The organism is Azorhizobium caulinodans ORS 571 (genome assembly GCF_000010525.1).
GTDB classification, from domain to species: Bacteria; Pseudomonadota; Alphaproteobacteria; order Rhizobiales; family Xanthobacteraceae; genus Azorhizobium; species Azorhizobium caulinodans.
Map to the genome: position 1 here is coordinate 3,104,674 of NC_009937.1, position 19,006 is coordinate 3,123,679.

Sequence of the window (19,006 nt, forward strand, 5' to 3'; positions counted from 1 at the left end):
GCACATGCTGAAACGCCTTCTGCTCAGCGCCTGCCTGCTTCTTCCCTTCGCCGCCGGCGCGGCGGAGATCCCGGCCGAGATCAAGGCGCGCGGCACGATCACGGTCGCCGTCATTCCCAATTATCCGCCGCTGGAGTTCAAGGACCCCGCCACCGGCCAGCTCTCCGGCTTCGACATCGCGCTCGGCAATGCGCTGGCCGAAAAGCTGGGGCTCAAGATGCAGTGGCAGGAGACGAGCTTCGAGGCCATGCTGCCGGCGCTGAAGACCGGGCGCGTGGACATCATTCTCTCCGGCATGAGCGACCTGCCCACCCGCCGCGATGGCGCGAGCTTCATCGACTATCTGCGCTCGGGCACGCAATTCTTCACGCAGGCGAGCCGCGCGTCGGAATTCCCGAACCGCGAGGCCCTGTGCGGCCAGAAGGTGGGCGCCAGCCGCCGCACTTCGCTCCCCGGCGTCATCAAGGACTTCTCGGACACCGCCTGCGTCGGCACCGGCAAGCCGGCGATCGTTGTGGTGGGCACCGAAGGCTCGGCGGATGCGCGCACGCAGCTCCGACAGGGCCGCATCGATGCCGCCATGCAGGGCGACGAGACGCTGCCCTACATCATGGCCCAGGAGCCCAACACCTACGCTCTGGTGGGTGAGCCCACGCGCTGGACGCTCATGGGCCTTGCCACCAACAAGGAGGCCACCGGCCTGCGCGATGCCCTCGCGGACGCCCTGCGCGGGCTGATCGCCGATGGCACATACGCCAAGCTGCTGGCCGCCTGGACGCTTTCCCGAAACGGCATTCAAGAGGTCACCATAGATGCCGGACAATGACGCCTTCGCGCGCCTTCCGCTGGCCCCGGCCAACCGCGCGCCGGCCGCCCCCCTCATCCCCTGGCCGCACGGCAAGCGCGGCGCCATGTTCCTCTCCGCCGACGTGGATGCGGAAAGCGCCTGGACCTCGAAGGACCCGGCCCGCTACGAGGAACTGGTCACCATGTCCTTCGGCGGCTTCGAGGCGCGCGTGGGCGTGCCGAAGATGCTGGAACTGTTCGACCAGCTGGAGATGAAGGCCACCTTCTTCATCACCGGCTGGAGCGTGGAGGCCCATCCCGCCACCTGCGAGGCGATCCTGAAGGCGGGGCACGAGATCGGCCATCACGGCTTCCACCACATCATGCCCATGCCGGGCCACCCCTCGCTCACGGAGGAAGTGGACCGGGGCCTTGAGACGCTGAAGCGGCGCCTCGGCGTGGTGCCGGTGGGCTATCGCGCGCCCTATGGCGAGAGCTGCGAGGAACTGCGCGTGCTGCTGAAAGAGCGCGGGCTGAAATATTCCTCCTCCTGGCGCGATGATGTGCGGCCCTATCGCCATGTGTTGGCGGATGGCACGCCGGGCCTCGTCGAGCTTCCGGTCACCATGACCTATGACGACTGGCTCTACGGCCTCACCAACCGCTATTCGCCGCGCCCGCTGTTCCCGCGCGAGCACGTGCTGTCCATCTGGAAGGACGAGCTTGAGGAAACTGCCGACTGGGGCGGGCTCATCACCACCGTCCTGCACCCGCAAGTGAGCGGGCGGCCCATGCGGCTGAAGCTGCTGCGCGAGTTCCTGACCTGGGTGCGCGATCGCGGCGACATCTGGACCGCCACGGGCGCGGAGATCACCGCCCATTTCGAGGCGCACGAGCCGAAAGCCTGATCGCCCGCCGACGCTCCCGCCCGGCCCATCTGGCCGGGCGTTCTCCTTCCCCCAACAAGGCCCTGCCCGATGCTGCTCTCCCGGCGCTCCTTCCTGCGTGCGGCGGCTGCCGCGCCGCTGGTGTCCCTGCCCTCCATCGTGCGGGCGCAGTCGCAGACCACGCTGCGGTTCGTGCCGGTGATCGACCTCACCTTCACCGACCCGATCTATTCCACCGCGCAGGTGTCCCGGAACCATGGCTTCATGGTCTACGACACGCTCTACGGCATGAATTCGGCCCTGGAAGTCTCGCCGCAGATGGTGGAAGGCCATCTCGTCAGCAATGACGGGCTGCAATGGGACCTGACACTCCGCGAGGGCCTCGTGTGGCACGATGGGGAGAAGGTGCTCTCGCGCGACTGCGTGGCCAGCATCAAGCGCTGGGCCAAGCGCGACGGCTTCGGGGCGGAATTGATGGCCGCCACCGATGAGATCTCCGCCCCCGACGACCGCACCATCCGTTTCCGCCTCAAGCGCCCCTTCCCCTTGCTGCCCTCCGCCCTCGGCAAGGCGGCGGTGCAGGCGCCCTTCATGATGCCGGAGCGCCACGCGACGCAGGATCCGTTCAAGCCGCTCACCGAGGTGGTAGGCTCCGGCCCCTTCCGCTTCGTGGCCGACGAGCGGGTGCAGGGCGCGCGCAACGTCTATGCCCGCTTCGAGCGCTACAAGCCGCGCGAGAGCGGCACGCCGGACTGGACCGCCGGACCGAAGATCGTCCATTACGACCGCGTGGTCTGGACCACCATGCCAGACGCCGCGACGGGCGCCGCCGCGCTCCAGACCGGCGAGCAGGACTGGCAGGAAACCGCTCCTCACGACCTGCTGCCCATCCTCAAAAAGGCGAAGGGCGTCTCCACCCGCATTCTCGATCCGCGCGGCTATGCCTGCATGTTGCGGGTGAACCACCTCCAGCCGCCCTTCGACAATCCGGCCATCCGCCGCGCCCTGTTCGGCGCCATCGACCAGTCCGCCTTCATGACGGCAGTGGCGGGGGATGATCCGCAGTACCAGACGACGCCCATCGGCTTCTTCGCCCCCGGCACGCCCTTCGCGAGCGACGTGGGGCTCGATGTGTTCAACGGCCCGCGGGACTATGCCAAGGTCAAGGCGGCGCTGAAGGCCGCCGGCTATAATGGCGAGAAGGTGGTGCTGATGGTGCCGGCCAATTCCGCCGCCCAGAAGCCGCTCGGGGATGTCGCCTTCGACATGCTCCAGCAGGTGGGCATGAACGTCGAATATGCCGCCATGGAGTTCGGGGCCATCCTCCAGCGCCAGCTCAAGAAGGATCCGGTGGATCAGGGCGGCTGGAGCGCAGGCGTCGGCAACTGGCAGGGCATCGACTGGCTCAACCCCGCAGGAAACACGAACCTGCGCGGCGATGCCGGCACGGCGGGCTGGTACAAGAGCGAGAAGATGGGCGCGCTGCGCGCCCAGTGGCTCTCCGCACCGACACTGGCGGAGCAGCAGCGCATCTGCCGGGACATCCAGACCCTCGCCTTCGAGGAGGTGCCTTACTATCCCGTCGGCCTCTACAAGCAGCCCACCGCCTATCGCAGCGCGATCACCGGCATAATGAACGGCACGGCGGTGTTCTGGAACGTGCGTCCGGCCTGAGGGGACGGGCCTACTCCCCCGCCTCGATCACTTCCACATTCGCCTCACGGCACACCTTGGCGAGGCGGGGGGAGACCATCTTGTCGGTGACGAACACGTCCACCTGCTTCAGGTGGGCGATGCGCACCGGCGCCGAGCGGCCGACCTTCAGATGGTCGGAGACCAGCACCACGCGCCGGGCATTGGCGATGATGGCCTGGCTGACGCGTACCTCCTGATAGTCGAAATCCAGCAGCGCTCCATCCTCGTCGATGGCCGAGGCGCCGATGATGGCAAGGTCCACCTTGAACTGCTGGATGAGGTCGATGGCGGAGGCGCCGATCACCGCCCCGTCGCTGTGGCGCACCTGCCCGCCGGCGACGATCACCCGCATGTCGGGGTTGGGATAAAGCTGCATCGCCACGTGCAGATTGTTGGTGATGACGAGCAGGTCGCGCCGGTCTCCGAGCGACTTCGCCACCTCCTCGGTGGTGGTGCCGATATTGATGAACAGCGAAGACTTGTCGGGAATGAGCGCCGCCGCCGCCCGGCCGATGGCCCGCTTCTCGGCATCCGCAATCAGGCGCCGCGCTTCATAGGCCACGTTCTCGACGCTGGAGGTGACCACCGCCCCGCCATGGGTCCGGGCCAGAAGCTGGCGGTCGCAGAGGTCGTTCAGGTCCTTGCGGATGGTCTGCGGCGTCACCTGGAAACGAAGGGCGAGGTCCTCGACCATGACGCGACCGGAAGACCGGGCGACGGCGAGAATCTCCTGCTGGCGATCAGTAAGGTCCATGGCGGCACACTGCCTCCGAGGCCCGGAGCATTGCAAGCGCCGCGTGTGATCCGCGCAGGCGCCGGCCGGGGCCGACGGATGCATAGCTTGAAATGGTGAAGCTGCCTGCTCCTCTAATGCCCAGCAAGGCATCACGGAATGCCGGCGAGCGCAGCAGAGCGTGGCAGGAACCTGCCACGCCGGCTTCGGAAAGGCCACCAACCGGAGGGTGGCGAGCACCTGCAAATGCGCATGGCAGCAGGGCGTCCGGCACATTGGCGCGGGGGAAAGACGCAAGCCCCGCGAAAGACTGGACGCGAACCGTGACGCGTCACCTCCGCCCATCGGCCCGTTGCGTTCCGCCGCATATTTCGGCGCGCGCTCGTCTGCGAGATACCCCCATGTCCTATCGCAATTTTCCGATGATCTGGAAGGTCGTCAGCCTTTTGCTCGTGCTCGGCCTCACCAGCGCGGCCGGCGCCTACTACGCCACGCACAACATCTCCGCGCTGAACGACATGTATCGCACCCAGGCGGAGGGGCCGCAGGCGGCAGCCATCAACATCGCCCGCGCCGGCCGTCTCGCCGCCAGCACCAGCGTCGCCATCTACCGGCAGGTCTCCGCCTTTTCCGACGACGACGTGAAGGCCGCCCGTGCGGCACAGGCCGAGGCACTGAAGGGCTTCGACGACCGCATGGGTCTCGCCGCCAAGGCCATGCCCGAAGCCGCCGACAGGATCGGCGCCGCCACCCGCGTGCTGCACACCGCCTATGAGCAGGCCTGCGCCGAGACGCTGAAGCTTTCGAGCGTGGTTGGCGACATGACAATGAGCACCCGCGCCTCGCGGCTGATGCAGCGGGATTGCGAGCCGGCCCTGAACAAGACGATCACGTCGCTGGTCGAGATCAACGACATCATGCGGGACCGTATCGCCACGATGAATGCGGAAGGCGAGCGCACCACCAGCAACACCATTCTGCTCACCTTCGCCGGGGTGATCGGCTCGACTGTGGTCATCATTCTCATCGCCGCCCTTCTGGTGCGCAGCGGCATCGTGGCGCCCATCAACGCCATGGTTGCCGCCATGACTCAGATCGGCGCCGGCAAGCTCGACGTGGCCATCACCGGCGACACCCGAAAGGACGAGATCGGCGCCATGGCCAAGGCCCTCGACGTGCTGCGCGGACAGCTCCAGCAGGGCGAGGAGTTGCGCGCCGCACAGGCTGCCACCGAAGCCGCCGAGCGTGAACGCCTCGCCCGCCGGGAGACCGTCGCGGTGGGCTTCGTCGCCCGCATGCAGGAACTGGCGGGCCGCTTCGCCCAGTCCTCCGGCGAGGTGGCGAATTCCGCCCGCAACCTCTCCTCCACCGCCGAGGAGACGTCCCGTCAGGCCCAGGCCGTGGCAAGCGCCGCCGAGCAGGCCGCGGCGAACGTGGAAACGGTGGCCTCGTCCTCGGACAGCCTCGCCATTTCGGTGCGCGAGATCACCGGGCAGGTGGCCCACTCCGCGGAGGTGGCCGATGTGGCCTTCCGCGAAGCGGAAGCATCCAACGCCCGCATCACGGAGCTTGCCGGGGCCGCGACCGCCATCGGCGACGTGATCAATCTCATCAAGGGCATCGCCGACCAGACGAACCTTCTCGCGCTTAACGCCACCATCGAGGCGGCGCGCGCGGGCGAGGCCGGCAAGGGCTTTGCGGTGGTGGCGACCGAGGTGAAGGAACTCGCCACGCAGACGGCCCGCGCCACCAACGATATCGCCCAGAAGATCGGCGAGATCCAGACCGCGACCCGGGGCACGGTATCGTCCATGGGCGAGATCGTGCGCGTGGTTTCCGACATCAAGTCCATCTCCGCCGCCATCGCCAGCGCGGTGGAGGAACAGGGCGCGGCCACCGGCGAGATCGCGCAGAACTGTCAGCAGGCAGCCGTCGGCACCAATCAGGTGACCGAGAATATCGAAGGCGTAGGTCGCGCAGCCGTCGAGACCGGTTCGGCTGCCTCGCAACTGCTCGATCTCTCGCAGGGCCTCTCCAGCCAGGCCGCCGACCTGCGGGAGGTGGTGGAAACCTTCGTCCGCGATCTCAACGCCGCATAATGCCGCCTACCCCGCGCCCTTCGCGGGCGCGGGGCAGTTCAGCTAGAACCGCTCCCGATAGGCCTGCGGGGAAACTGAGAGCAGCCGCAGGAAGCTGCGCCGCATGGTCTCCTCGGTGCCGAAGCCGCAGCGGCGCGCGGCTTCGCTGACGCTGGTGCGTGCCTCCAGAAGCCTGCGCGCGGCTTCCACCCGCATCTGTTCGACAGCACGCGCCGGCGTGCGGCCGGTGGTCTCCTGATAATGGCGAGCGAAGCTGCGCGCGCTCATTCCCGCCTGATCGGCCAGCACCGGCACCGACAGATCGGCTTTCAGGTTCTCCAGCATCCAGCCGTGCAGCGCGTCAAACCGCCCGCCGCCGTCCTGCATGTCGAGGGCGGCGCTGAACTGCGCCTGGCCGCCGGGCCGTTTGAGGAAGACAACCAATTGGCGGGCCACCGCAAGAGCCGGACCGTGGCCCAGATCCTCCTCCACCAGCGCCAGCGCAAGATCGATCCCTGCCGTGATGCCGGCGGACGTCCAGATGTCGCCGTCTCGCACGAAGATGGGATCGGGCTCCAGCTTCACATTAGGGAAGGTCCGGGAGAATTCCGCGCAGCGCTGCCAGTGGGTCACCGCCCGCCGGCCGTCGAGCAGCCCCGCCTGCGCCAGCAGGAAGGCGCCGCTGCACACAGAAGCGGTGCGGCGGGCGGCGGCGGATCGACGCCGGACGAGATCCACCATTTCCGGGTCGAGGATCGCGACATTCACCCCGCGCCCGCCGGCGACAACGAAGGTGTCGAGCGGGGCTTCCGCGTCCGGGATCGTTGTGGTGGCAAGCCGAAGGCCCGAGGACGTACGCACCTCGGGTGCCCGCGCCACGGTCTCGATCTCATAGGGCGCGGGTTCTCCGGCGCTTTTGGCCAGATCGTTGGCCGTCGCGAAGACCTGCAGGGAACCGGCGACATCCAGCAACTGGACATCAGGGAAGGCCAGGACTTCGACCCGGCGGACCGGCATTGGCAGAAAGCGAGGGACATTTGGCATTTGCGCCAGATGCAACCGCCCTATGGTGGCTGCGTCAAGCACCGGAGTGTCCCATGCCTCTTCGTTTCGGCATCCTTGCCTTTCCTGATGTCCAGCAGTTGGACCTGACCGGCCCCTATGAGGTGTTCGCCTCGGCGCCCGAGACCGAAGTGCTGCTGATCGGCCGCGAGCGCGCGCCTGTCATTGCCTCCACTGGCCTGCCGCTGGTGCCCACCGCCACCTATGCGGACTGCCCGCCCCTTGATGTGCTGTGCGTGCCCGGTGGCGCGGGGGTGAATGCGCTCATGGAGGACGCGGACGCGCTCGATTTCATCCGCAGCCGCGCGGGCGAGGTGCGCTATCTCACTTCCGTCTGCACCGGCTCTCTGGTGCTGGGCGCCGCCGGTCTCCTGAAGGGCAAGCGCGCCACCAGCCACTGGAATGCGGTGGACCTGCTCACCGCCTTCGGCGCCATTCCGACCGAAGGGCGCGTGGTGCGGGACGGCAATCTCATCACCGCCGGCGGCGTCACCTCCGGCATCGACTTCGGCCTCACCGTGATCGCCGAGTTGCTGGGGGCGGAGACCGCGCAGCGGGTCCAGTTGGCACTGGAATATGCGCCCGCCCCGCCCTTCCAGTCCGGCACGCCGCAGGAGGCACCGGCGGAGATCGTGCAGGCGGTGCGCGAACGCTTCTCGGCCTCCCGCAAGGCTCGCGAGGCCATCATCGCCCGCATCACGGCCGCTTAAGAGGCTCCCGCAAAACGCTGGTGCAAACCGCTCGCCCGCCCCGCCCGTATAGGGCGGGTGACGCTGCGGGGTGACATGGCAAAGAGCGGGACATTGCGCTTCGTGCTGGGCGATCAGCTCTCGCCCGGCCTCTCCGCGCTCAGGGGCGGGGATCGCAAGCGGGACGTGGTGCTGATGGTGGAGGTGGCCGAGGAGACCACCTATGTGCCGCACCACAGGAAGAAGATCGCCTTCATCCTCGCAGCCATGCGGGCCTTCGCCCGCGAGCTGGAAGCGGACGGCTGGCGCGTCGACTATGTGCGCCTCGCGGATCCCGTAAACACCGGCTCCTTCAGCGGCGAACTGGAACGCGCCGTCGGACGCTGGGACCCCGAGCGCGTGGCAGCGACCGAAGCGGGCGAATGGCGCGTTCTGGAGGCACAGAAGGCCTGGGCCGACGCTCCGTGGATGGAGGGGCGGACGCTCGACCTTTCGCCCGACGACCGCTTCCTCTGCCCGGAGGCCTTCTTCCGTGCCTGGGCCGGTGAGCGCAAGGGCCTGCGCATGGAGTTCTTCTATCGCGAGATGCGCCGCCGCACGGGCCTGCTGATGGATGGTGGGGAGCCCTGTGGCGGGCGCTGGAATTTCGATGCCGAAAACCGCAAGCCGGCGCGCGCCGACCTCTTCATGCCCCGCCCGCCCCGCTTTGCGCCTTCCGCGGACACGCGGGAGGTGCTCGAACTCGTCGCGGCCCGCTTCGCGGACCATTTCGGGGACATAAAACCCTTCTGGTTCGCCGTGACGCGGGCGGACGCGGAAACCGCCTTCGCGCATTTCCTCACAGAAGCCCTGCCCCGCTTCGGCGACTATCAGGATGCGATGCTGGAGGGCGAGCCCTTCCTCTATCACGCCGTGATCGCACTCTATCTCAACGTCGGCCTGCTCTCGCCCCTCGAGGTATGCCAGCGGGCGGAGGCCGAATATCGGGCCGGCCGGGCCCCGCTCAATGCCGTCGAGGGCTTCATCCGCCAGATTCTGGGCTGGCGGGAATATGTGCGCGGCATCTACTGGTTGACCATGCCGGGCTATCTGGACCGCAACGCGCTTGCCGCATCACGGCCCCTGCCCTCGCTCTACTGGAGCGGCGAGACGCGGATGGCCTGCATGGCCGCGGCCATCGGCCAGACCAAGGCGGAAGCCTATGCCCACCACATCCAGAGGCTCATGGTGACCGGCAATTTCGCGCTGCTGGCGGGCATCGCGCCGCGGCAGGTGCACGAATGGTATCTCGCAGTCTATGCCGATGCCTTCGAATGGGTGGAAGCACCCAACACCATCGGCATGAGCCAGTTCGCGGACGGCGGCCTGCTCGGCTCAAAGCCCTATGCGGCGAGCGGGGCCTATATCGACCGCATGAGCGACTATTGCGGCGGCTGCGCCTATGACGTCGCGGCCAAGACGGGACCAAAAGCCTGTCCGTTCAACTACCTGTACTGGGACTTCCTCGCCCGCAACCGCACAGTGCTCGCCGGCAATGCGCGGCTCGCCACCGCCTATCGCACCTTCGACCGGCTGGACGAAAAGAGGCGCGACGCCATCGCTGAGAGCGCCCACGCCTTCCTGACGCGGCTGGACGCGACGGGCTCCGACCTCGACTGAGACGCCCCGGCTCACTCGCCGGGCTGGAGCATCGGCGTATGGCGAACGGGTGCAGCCGCCTTGGCGCGGGCGAGGCGACCGTTCACCGCAACCGAGAGGCCCACGATCACCGCCACGGTGGCCGCATAGGCGATGAGCTGCATGCCCGTGGGCTGGGCGCGATAGCCGACGAGGGTGCGCAGCACGCGGCCGACGGCGCTGTCGTCCGCCAGCAGCCAGGTGCTGTCCCACAGCGGATCGGCCAGTGACTGGATGAAGCCGGAATCCTGGAGGATGCCCACCACCTGCGCCGAGAGGCCGGCAGCCAGAAGCGTGATGAGCACCGTCGTGGTCTTGAACAGGTGCTTGACCGGAATGCTGACGAGGCCCCGGTAAAGCAGGAAGGAGACGGCTCCGCCGGCAGCCACACCCAGCATGAAGCCGAAGAAGACGTTCAGCGGCGTTTCGCCACCGGTGATGGCGATGCCGTACATGAACAGAACGATCTCGACGCCCTCGCGAAGCACAGCCATGCCAACCACGAGCCCCAGCGCGGCGAGCGGCCGGCGCCCGGCCTTCACATCGCCGCCCAGAGCCCGCATCTCGATCACCATCTCGCGGCCGTGGCTCGCCATCCAGACCACCGTCCAGACCAGCATGACCACCGCGACGGACAGGATGGCCGCGTTCAGGAGTTCCTGGCCCGAGCCTTCGAAGAGATTGGCGATCTGCTCCGCAAAGAGCGCGATCACGGCCGAGCCGATGGCACCGCCGAGAATGCCGGCCGAAATCACCGCACCCCGCCCGCGCACGCCTTCGGAGGCCGCAAGCATCACGCCGACGATGAGGCCGGCTTCGAGCACTTCCCGGAACACGATGACGAAGGCCGCCAGCATGGGGCATCTCCCGACGTCGCCTGCGAGGCCCGATCGCATCATCATCGGGACATGGCAGCCCCTCAAGATCCGCGACGAAGCCCCGATGGGCACCTGTACGCATCAGCTCAATTTCCGCGCCTGACCTGCCGTAACGGCAAGCATTTGCGAGGTCCGGCGCGTGTCTGATCTGTGGTACACGGCCCGTCCGGCGGTGTCACCGAGACGGCGAATATTTAGAAATGATCTACTTTAGATCATCTCAAAAATAGCCTTTCCACCTCCTCCGTTGGAGGCGGCTACCGAAAGAGAAGTGGCGTGCCGCGCTGCGTCACCTTGCCCGCAGCGGTGCGGGCGAACAGATGTCACACCCTCAGCGCAACCGCCTCACAATTCTGCGATACGAGGACTTTCCTCCATTTCATTATGGATGTCTCGCGGAGCTTCCATGGAATTATTCCATTGTCTTTGACTCACCTTGTGATCTTGCTTGGCTCGGGGATAGGTTCCCGCTTGGCGCTTGGCGCCGCTTCGCAGGAGCGCGGTTCCGCGCCATTGACCCGCTGCGAAGCCGATTGGGAGATGTCATAGATGCGCGCGCAGATGGTCGCCGCCGCTTTCGCGCTGGCCTTCGGCATGGCCGGACCCGCGATTGCCCAGACCGCGAAACCCGCCCCGGCGCCAGCGGCCAATGCCGCCCCGAGCGCCCGGTCCGTGATCACCAGCTACGCCGATCTTGCGCAGGCGATGTATACGGACAGCTACACCGCTGCCGCCGAGATGCAGAAGGCCATCGACGCCTTCATCGCCGCCCCCAGCGCCGAGACCCAGAAGGCCGCCCAGGAGGCCTGGCGCAAGGCCCGTATCTCCTACATGAAGACGGAAGGTTTCCGTTTCGGCAACAAGATCGTCGACGAGTGGGAAGGCAACGTCAACGCCTGGCCGCTCGATGAAGGCCTGATCGACTATGTCGATACCAAGAGCTACGGCACGAAGTCGGATGAAAATCCGCTCTATACGGCGAACATCATCGCCAACAAGTCGATCCGCATCGGCAAGAAGACGATCGACACCACGAACCTCACGCCCGAGCTGCTGCACAAGCTGAACTCCGCGGGCGGCGTGGAGGCCAACGTGGCGAGCGGCTGGCACGCCATCGAGTTCCTCCTGTGGGGCCAGGACCTGCACGGCACCGGACCCGGCGCCGGTGAGCGTCCCTATACGGACTATGACAAGAACGCCTGCACTCACGGCAATTGCGAGCGCCGCGCCCAGTATCTGAAGGTCGCCACCGACACGCTGGTCGCCGATCTCAAGGAGATGGCCGAGGACTGGGGCCCGAAGGGCAAGGCGCGCGCCGCGCTGCTCAAGAAGAATGACAAGGCGGGCCTTGCCACCATCTTCACCGGCATCGGCTCGCTCTCCTACGGCGAACTGGCCGGCGAGCGCATGAAGCTCGGCCTCATCCTCCACGACCCGGAAGAGGAGCACGACTGCTTCTCCGACAACACCCACAATTCGCATTATTACGACGAGGTTGGCATCGCCGACATCTATTATGGCCGCACCAAGCGCTACGACGGCTCCACCTTCACCGGTCCTTCCGTCGCCGACCTCGTGCGGGCGAAGGATGCCAAGATCGCCGATGAGATCGATGCCAAGATCAAGGGCGCCGATGCGGCTCTGAAGGTCATCAAGGACACCGCCGACAGCGGCCGCATGTATTACGACATGATGCTCGCCGAGGGGAATGCCGAGGGCAACAAGATGATCCAGGACGGCGTGGATGCACTCGTGGCGCAGGCCCATGCCATCGAGCGTGGCGTCGCCGCCCTCAAGATCCAGATCAAGGTCGAGGGCTCCAAGAGCCTTGATGATCCGAAGAACGCCAAGAAGAAGTGAGTCTTTTCCCGTGCCCGGCGCCCCATGGCGCCGGGCACGGCCTGAACCCTCTGCCTGCTGGCACCCTTCGGTGCCCGCCGCCCGGACGGCCCGACGATCGGGGCCACAGCGGATCCTGCTGAGCGGGGTTCGACGGGAGATGTTGAAGTGAAGATTTCGCGTCGCAGTCTGTTGCTGGGAGGGGCCGCCGTCGGCGTGGTGTCCTTCGTGCCGTCTGCCATCGGTCAGGTGCCTGCCGCCTTCGACACGCTGCCCGCCTCCGCCCCGACCCGCAATCTGACGCTGACCGCGCGCGAGATAGACGCCCGGCTGCTCGGTGCCGATGGCCCCCTGACACGTCGCGTCTGCGCCTATGACGGCGAACTGTTCAAGATGTTCCGCTTCCAGCGGGGCACGCGCCTCATCGTCGATTTCGAGAACGCCCTTCCCGATCCCACCACGGTCCACTGGCACGGCATCCGCCTGCCCTATCTCTCCGACGGCGTGCCGCCGCTGACGCAGGACGTGGTCGAGCCCGGCGGGCACTTCCGCTACAACGTGCCGCTACCGGACGCCGGCTTCTATTTCATCCATCCCCATTGCGACGAGACCGGTCAGGTCGGGCGCGGCCTTGCGGCCCTGCTGGTTGTGGATGATCCCGCCGAGGCAAAGGCGGGCTATGATGCCGAATGCTTCGTGGTGGTGAAGGACTGGCGCCTGGCCCCCGACGGCAAGTGGCTGGACATGACGACGGACGACGGCGCCGCGAACGCCGGCACCTTCGGCACCATCCGCGCCACCAACGGCAAGACGACGCCCCCCCGCGTTGAGGCGCCGGCCTTCGGTGACGTCCGCGTGCGCGCGCTGGTGGCGGATGCCACGCGGGTCATCGACCTCGGCTGCGACAGCGATGATGCCTTCCTGATTGCCGTGGACGGGCAGGCCCTGCCGCCGGTCTCCCTCAATGCGCTGCCGAACGGCGTATGGCGCATGGGGTCGGCCATGCGCGCCGACGTGCAGATCCGGATGCCCGCGCCGGGCGAGGAAGTGAAGATCTACGATTATCGCTCGGACGAGCCTTACCTGCTGACGACGCTGGTCGCTGTGGATACGGGCAAGCGCAAGACGCCGGTGAAGCCTCGGCCGCTGCCCGCGCCACAGGTGCCGCTGCCGGACCTGAAGAAGGCGCAGAAGCTGGAATTCCTGCTCCAGGTGTCCGCCGGCCCCACCGCCGTCTCACCGCCTTTGCCGGCGGACGATCCCCTGTCCAAGGCCCTCGCCAATTCGCTATGCGTGGGATCGACAACCCACTGGGCCATCAGCCGCGACAGCTGGTCCACCCGCGAGGATCTGCGGCTGCCGCCGCCTCTGGCCCGCATGGATCATGGCGCCAGCTACATCGTCTCCATGACCAACGTGACCAAGCACGTGCATCCCATGCACCTGCACGGCCACATCTTCCGGGTGCTCTCCCACTCCAAGAAGCCGAAGATGCCGCAATACCTTGCGGACACGGTGATCGTGGAGCCGAACGAAACAGTGGAGATTGCCTTCAAGGCGGTGAGCGGCAACTGGGTGTTCCACTGCCACATCCTGGAACACATGGACACCGGCCTCATGGGCTGGTTCAAGGTCGCCTGATGATCTCCCGTCCGACCCGCGTCCTGCTCGGCCTGAGCCTCCTTGCCGGCCTGTGCGGGGCGGCAACCGCTGCCCTCGCCGCCGGAGGCCTCGACGGGCTCGACATCCGCATCGGCCGCGCCCTTTTCAACCGCGCCTGGGTGCCCGCGCCCTCCTCCACCCATGCGGACGACGGGCTCGGCCCGCTGTTCGATGCCCGCTCCTGCGCCTCCTGCCATCCCGACGGCAGGCGCGCGCGCACAATCGTGACGCCGGATGGACAGCTCGATGGGCGCGGCATGGTGCTGGTGCTCATGCAGCCGGGGGGCACGGGCGATCCGGTCTATGGCCGGCGGTTGCAGATCGACGCCGTGCCAGGGCTCACGCCGGAAGGCATTCTCGGCGTCGCGGACGAGCCGCTTCCCGACGGACGCACCGCCCGCACGCCCGCGCCCCAGCAACTGGGCTATGGACCTCTGGCTTCCGCGACCGGGCTGTCGTTGCGCGTCGCGCAGGATCTGCGCGGGCGCGGCCAGCTTGAGCAGGTTTCGGACGCCGCGCTTGAAAAGCTGGAGGCCCAGCAGGCCAAGGGCCCCGATGCGGTGCATGGCCGGCTGCGGCGCGTGCCCGCCGCCAATGGGAAGACGGTGATCGGCCGTTACGGCTGGAAGGCCTCCCAGCCCACCCTCGCCTCCCAGTCGGCGGAAGCCTTCTTCCTCGACATGGGCATGTCCACGTCCTTCCATCCCGAGCCCTGGGGCGATTGCACGCCGGTGCAGATCGCCTGCCGCAATGCGCCGCACGGCGAGAGGGGCGAAGGGGGGCTCGAGATTCCCGACAGCATTCTCGATCGCGTCGTGGCCTATGTGGCTTCCCTAACGACGCCGGACACGGAAAAGGACCCCGCCGGGGCGAGGCTGTTCGCCGCCACGGGCTGCGCCGCCTGTCACCAGCCGGCGCTGCCCTCGCGCCAGGGCGGCACCGTGCGCCTCTTCACCGACCTGATGCTGCACGATCTCGGCGAAGGCCTCGCGGATACGCTGCCGGACCCCGGCGCAAAGCCGAGCGAATGGCGCACGGCGCCGCTGGCCGGCCTGTCGGATGCGCTCGCCCGCGACACCGGGCTGCTGCACGACGGCCGGGCCAAATCGGTCGAGGAGGCAGTGCTGTGGCATGGCGGACAGGCCGCAGGTGCGGTCGCGCGTTTCAGGGCGCTGCCCGCTGGCCAGAAGGCGGCACTCCTGCAATATGTTTCCAAGCTATGACCTGTTCCAAGCTATGATCCGGCCGGTTCCCGCTTCTTGCATGCCGTGACATGCACCGGCCGCCGTGGAGAGCCTTGTTCGATGATCCGCCTGTCCCGCCGCTTTCTCCTGACGCTGGTCGCCGCAAGCGGCCTGCCACGCCTTGGCTTTGCGGCGGATCCAAAGCTCGATCCCATCCCGCTCATCGAAGGCTGGCTGCTCCCGCGCTATGACACGCTGCGCGAGGCAACCGAGGCCCAGAAGGCCGCCTGGGAGGCCTTCGTCGCCAAGCCGGACGTGGGCGCCATACCCGGCCTCAAGAGCGCGTTTGCCAAGGCGGCGGACGCCTGGACGGCGGTGGAGTTCATCACGCTGGGTCCCGCCAGCCAGAACCTGCGGCCGGATCGATTCAACTTCTTCCCCGACCGGCGCAACGCCATCTCCCGCGCCATGGGCGAGATCATCTCGGATGCCGATGCCGGCCGCGTCGCGCCCGACCGCCTCGCCCAGTCGAGCGCTGGCGCACAGGGCTTTCCGGCCCTGGAGCGGCTGCTGTTCGAGGACGGAGCGGCGGATGCCCTGCTGAAAGGCGATGAAGCCGTGCGGCGGCGGGCCTATGGGCTCGGCATCGCCCAGAACCTCGCGACCATGGCCGGCGAGATCCGCACCGCCTGGGGCAGCCGCACCGAAGGCGTGCTGGGCGCCATCGTCTCGGGCAAAGGCGACACCACGCTCTTTCCCGATCTCGGCGCCCTGCCGGGCATGTTCCTGACCGACCTTGCCATGGCCTATCAGCGCACGACGGACATCAAGATCTTGCCCGTGCTCGGCCCGAACCCGGAAAATGCGAAACCCCTGCTGGCGGATGGCTGGCGCGCCGGCCGCTCGGGACAGGTGGTCAAGGTGATGATCACCAGTGCCAACTCCCTGTTGCAGGAGGTGGCCAAGCAGTTGCCGAGCCGCCCGCAGTATGTGGTGAACCGCGCCGCTACCGCCGCCGACAAGGCGGCCGCCGACTTCCCCGCAGACCTCTCCGCCGCCGCCCAGACCGCCGCAGGCGAGCAGAAGGTGCAGGCGGAGGTGAAGGTCTTCAAGGCGGCGCAGCTCACCGTCTATCGCCCCATCGCCTCCTATTTCGGCATCTCGCTGGGCTTCAACGCCCTCGATGGGGACTGATCGAGAGGAGGCCGCCATGGGCTTTTCCCGCCGCTCGCTGCTGGGCCTCGCCAGCGCCGTGATCGCCTGGCCGCGCCGCAGCTATGCCGATGTGCACGCCCTCGACGAGGGCTGGCTGACCACCGCCGGGCTGGACAAGGGCTTTGGCGCGCTCGCCATGGGCACAGACATGACAGCCGCCCCCAAGGCCACCACACCCGCGCGCCTTCACGGCATCGAAGCCAGCCCCAACAGCCCGCTCGCCGTGGCCGTGGGCCGCCGGCCGGGCCATGTGGCGCTGGTGTTCGATCGCGCGCGGGGCGGGCTCGTCTCGCAGTTCGCGCCGGGCGAGGGCCGGGTGTTCTCGGGCCATGGGCGCTTCTCCCCGGACGGCGCGCTGTTCCTCACCAATGAGATCGAGCGCGGCATTGAGGACGGCCCCCGCCGCACCATGGGGCGCGGCATGGTGGCGGTGCGCTCCGTCGCCGGAAAATTCGAGATCACCGCCGAATGGTCGACCAATGGCGACGGCCCGCACGATCTGATGCGGGTGGGCGAGACGCTGGTGGTGGCGAATGGCGGCATCGAGCCCCACACGCCTGAGGCCCGCGATGCGGAGGTGTCCGGCTCCACCATCTCGCTGCTCGATCCCGCCTCCGGCAGCATCAGGGGCGAGGGCGCGCTCTCGCAGGATCTCGCCAGCCTGTCCCTGCGCCATCTCGCCCGTGACGGGCAAGGCGGCGTTGTGGTGGCGGCGCAGGATCTGCTGGCCGATGGTGTCGCGCGGCCGCTGCTGTTCGACATCGCGAAAGACGGCAAGCTGACCGCCTATGAGGCGCCGGAGAACGAATTGCGCGCTTTGCGCGGCTATGTGGGCTCGGTGGCCATCGACGCCTCGGGCGCCTTTGTCGCCTGCGCCAGCCCGCGCGGCGGGCGCGTCTCCGTCTGGCAGCGGAACGGGCGCTATGTGGGGGCGGTGCCGCTCGTGGACGGTTGCGGGCTGGCCGCGACCCCGGAACCCGGCCGCTTCATCGCCACCAGCGGCTATGGCGAGGTGATCGTGATCGCCGCCGAAGCGGACGGCCTCGGCGTGGTGGCCCGCCGCACCGGCGGGCCCCGTTATGACAACCACATGGTGGTCGCCTGAGGGGTCAGATTTCCTCGATGTAGCGCCGGCGCAGGTGCGCCTTGAACACCGAGGCATCCAGCGGGCGCCCGGTGGCGCGGGTCAGGAGGTCGTCCGTCTCATAGAGCGAGCCCTGGCCGTGGATGTTGGCGCGCAGCCACGTCACCAGCGGCTTGAAATCGCCCCGCGCGATGCCGGGCAGAATGTCGGCATCGGCGCGTTTGGCGGCATCGAAGATCTGGGCCGCCGTCATGGCGCCCAGCGTATAGGTGGGGAAATAGCCCCAGCCGCCGCTCGGCCAATGGACATCCTGAAGGCAGCCGAGGCGATCATCCGGCGGGGTGACGCCCACCAGTTCCTGCATCTGCGCATTCCAGGCGGCGGGGAGCTCCGAGAGCGGCATCTCGTCCGCGATCAGCGCCTTTTCCAGCCGGTAGCGCAGGATGACGTGGGCGGGATAGGTGACCTCATCAGCATCCACACGGATGAAACCGCGCTCCACATGGGTGTAGCGCCGCCACAGGGCATCCGCCTCCCAGGCCGGCCCCTCGCCGCCGAACGCCTCCCGCATGAGCGGGGCGGCGAAGCGCAGGAACTCGCGGCTGCGGCAGGCCTGCATCTCCATGAGCAGCGACTGGCTCTCATGCACGGACATGCTGCGCGCCTGCGACACCGGCTGGCCGAGCACCGCCTGCGGGCGGCCCTGCTCATAGAGCGCGTGGCCGGTCTCGTGCATCACGCCCATGAGGGCATGGGTGAAATCGTCCGTGTTGTAGCGGGTGGTGATGCGCACATCATTGTCGGCGCCGCCGCAGAAGGGGTGGGTCGAGACATCGAGCCGCCCACGCTCGAAATCATAGCCGACGATGCCCATCATCTTCACGCCGAAGGCCCGCTGCGCCTCCACCGGGAAAGGGCCGACGAGTGGTGCGTCCTGAGGCCGCCGGCCCTGCACGGCCAGCACCTCGTCGAGGAAGCCGGGCAGGAAGGCGGCAAGGTCCGCAAACAGGGCGTCGATGCGCGCCGAGCGGCCGCCGGGCTCATAATCGTTCAACAGCGCGTCATAGGCGGAGAGCCCGAGCTTCTCGCCCTTGGCGGTGCCGATCTCCCGCTGGAGGCGCAGCACTTCGGAGAGATAGGGCAGCAGAGCCTTGAAATCGGCATCCGCGCGGGCCTGCCGCCATGTCATCTCGCAGATGGAGATCGCCTTGCTGGAGGCTTCCACCAGATCGGCCGGCACGGCGGTTTCCACCGTCCACACGCGGCGGATCTCGCGAACGTTGGCCTTCGCCCAGGCATCGAGCGCGGTGTCGGCTTCCGCATCCGCGATCCAGTCGCCGATGCGTGCATCGGTCACCATCTCGTGCGCCAGCACGCGCAGCAGCGCCATGCTTTCGGCCCGCGTGCCCACGGCGCCCTTGGGCATCATGGTGTCGCTGTCCCACTGGAGGATACCGAGCGCGTTGGAGAGCGCCGCGGCGCGGCCGAAATGGGCGGAAAGCGCGGAATAGGCGGTCATGGGGTCCCCGGATCGAAC

General features: G+C 67.7%; 15 protein-coding genes. 11 read left to right on the forward strand and 4 right to left on the reverse strand.

Annotated elements, in window-relative coordinates:
• Nucleotides 1-4: 4 nt before the first annotated feature.
• The 3 genes from AZC_RS14145 (at nt 5) to AZC_RS14155 (ending at nt 3,347) form a co-directional block, all read left to right on the forward strand.
• The gene (locus tag AZC_RS14145) at nt 5-826 is read left to right on the forward strand and encodes an ABC transporter substrate-binding protein (RefSeq protein WP_148209849.1); all 822 of its coding nucleotides are present in this window, start codon (nt 5-7) and stop codon (nt 824-826) included.
• Nucleotides 813-1,694 (forward strand): polysaccharide deacetylase family protein, encoded by an 882-nt coding sequence (locus AZC_RS14150; protein ID WP_012171260.1) that lies wholly within the window; start codon nt 813-815, stop codon nt 1,692-1,694. The genes AZC_RS14145 and AZC_RS14150 overlap by 14 nt, the downstream gene beginning before the upstream one ends.
• A 69-nt stretch (nt 1,695-1,763) precedes the next feature.
• Nucleotides 1,764-3,347 (forward strand): ABC transporter substrate-binding protein, encoded by a 1,584-nt coding sequence (locus tag AZC_RS14155; RefSeq protein WP_012171261.1) that lies wholly within the window; start codon nt 1,764-1,766, stop codon nt 3,345-3,347.
• 10 nt (nt 3,348-3,357) lie between these two features.
• Here the strand turns inward: AZC_RS14155 and AZC_RS14160 are convergent, their stop codons facing one another.
• A complete protein-coding gene (locus AZC_RS14160) occupies nt 3,358-4,122 on the reverse strand; it encodes a DeoR/GlpR family DNA-binding transcription regulator (RefSeq protein WP_012171262.1) in 765 nt (254 codons plus the stop codon).
• Between the two features lie 380 nt (nt 4,123-4,502).
• Between AZC_RS14160 and AZC_RS14165 the strand changes: the two genes are divergently transcribed.
• Complete coding sequence (locus AZC_RS14165; protein WP_043879385.1) at nt 4,503-6,200, forward strand: methyl-accepting chemotaxis protein; 1,698 nt, start codon at nt 4,503-4,505, stop codon at nt 6,198-6,200.
• A gap of 42 nt (nt 6,201-6,242) precedes the next feature.
• Here AZC_RS14165 and AZC_RS14170 read toward each other — a convergent pair whose 3' ends face one another.
• Complete coding sequence (locus tag AZC_RS14170; protein ID WP_043879386.1) at nt 6,243-7,223, reverse strand: GlxA family transcriptional regulator; 981 nt, start codon at nt 7,221-7,223, stop codon at nt 6,243-6,245.
• A 53-nt stretch (nt 7,224-7,276) separates the two neighbouring features.
• Between AZC_RS14170 and AZC_RS14175 the strand changes: the two genes are divergently transcribed.
• Both AZC_RS14175 and AZC_RS14180 read left to right on the forward strand, forming a co-directional pair.
• The gene (locus tag AZC_RS14175; protein WP_012171265.1) at nt 7,277-7,951 is read left to right on the forward strand and encodes a DJ-1/PfpI family protein; all 675 of its coding nucleotides are present in this window, start codon (nt 7,277-7,279) and stop codon (nt 7,949-7,951) included.
• Between the two features lie 75 nt (nt 7,952-8,026).
• Nucleotides 8,027-9,589 carry a cryptochrome/photolyase family protein gene (locus tag AZC_RS14180; RefSeq protein ID WP_043879387.1) on the forward strand — a complete coding sequence of 521 codons (1,563 nt, stop codon included), beginning with the start codon at nt 8,027-8,029 and terminating at the stop codon, nt 9,587-9,589.
• An 11-nt stretch (nt 9,590-9,600) separates the two neighbouring features.
• Here the strand turns inward: AZC_RS14180 and AZC_RS14185 are convergent, their stop codons facing one another.
• The gene (locus AZC_RS14185; RefSeq protein ID WP_012171267.1) at nt 9,601-10,464 is read right to left on the reverse strand and encodes an FTR1 family iron permease; all 864 of its coding nucleotides are present in this window, start codon (nt 10,462-10,464) and stop codon (nt 9,601-9,603) included.
• Nucleotides 10,465-11,034: 570 nt separating this feature from the next.
• Between AZC_RS14185 and AZC_RS14190 the strand changes: the two genes are divergently transcribed.
• The 5 genes from AZC_RS14190 to AZC_RS14210 all read left to right on the forward strand — a co-directional run bounded on the left by AZC_RS14190 (nt 11,035) and on the right by AZC_RS14210 (nt 17,490).
• Nucleotides 11,035-12,345, forward strand: a complete 1,311-nt coding sequence (locus tag AZC_RS14190; RefSeq protein WP_012171268.1) for an imelysin family protein — start codon at nt 11,035-11,037, stop codon at nt 12,343-12,345.
• A gap of 147 nt (nt 12,346-12,492) precedes the next feature.
• Nucleotides 12,493-13,965 (forward strand): multicopper oxidase family protein, encoded by a 1,473-nt coding sequence (locus tag AZC_RS14195; RefSeq protein ID WP_012171269.1) that lies wholly within the window; start codon nt 12,493-12,495, stop codon nt 13,963-13,965.
• Nucleotides 13,965-15,209: a di-heme oxidoredictase family protein gene (locus tag AZC_RS14200; protein ID WP_012171270.1), complete on the forward strand. Its 1,245-nt coding sequence runs from the start codon at nt 13,965-13,967 to the stop codon at nt 15,207-15,209. Before AZC_RS14195 ends, AZC_RS14200 begins: the two co-directional genes overlap by 1 nt.
• 81 nt (nt 15,210-15,290) lie before the next feature.
• Entirely contained in the window at nt 15,291-16,364 is a 1,074-nt protein-coding gene (locus tag AZC_RS14205) for an imelysin family protein (RefSeq protein ID WP_052285937.1), read from the forward strand.
• 16 nt (nt 16,365-16,380) lie between these two features.
• Complete coding sequence (locus tag AZC_RS14210) at nt 16,381-17,490, forward strand: DUF1513 domain-containing protein (protein ID WP_012171272.1); 1,110 nt, start codon at nt 16,381-16,383, stop codon at nt 17,488-17,490.
• 4 nt (nt 17,491-17,494) lie between these two features.
• Here AZC_RS14210 and AZC_RS14215 read toward each other — a convergent pair whose 3' ends face one another.
• Nucleotides 17,495-18,988, reverse strand: a complete 1,494-nt coding sequence (locus tag AZC_RS14215) for a carboxypeptidase M32 (protein WP_012171273.1) — start codon at nt 18,986-18,988, stop codon at nt 17,495-17,497.
• Nucleotides 18,989-19,006 lie beyond the last annotated feature (18 nt).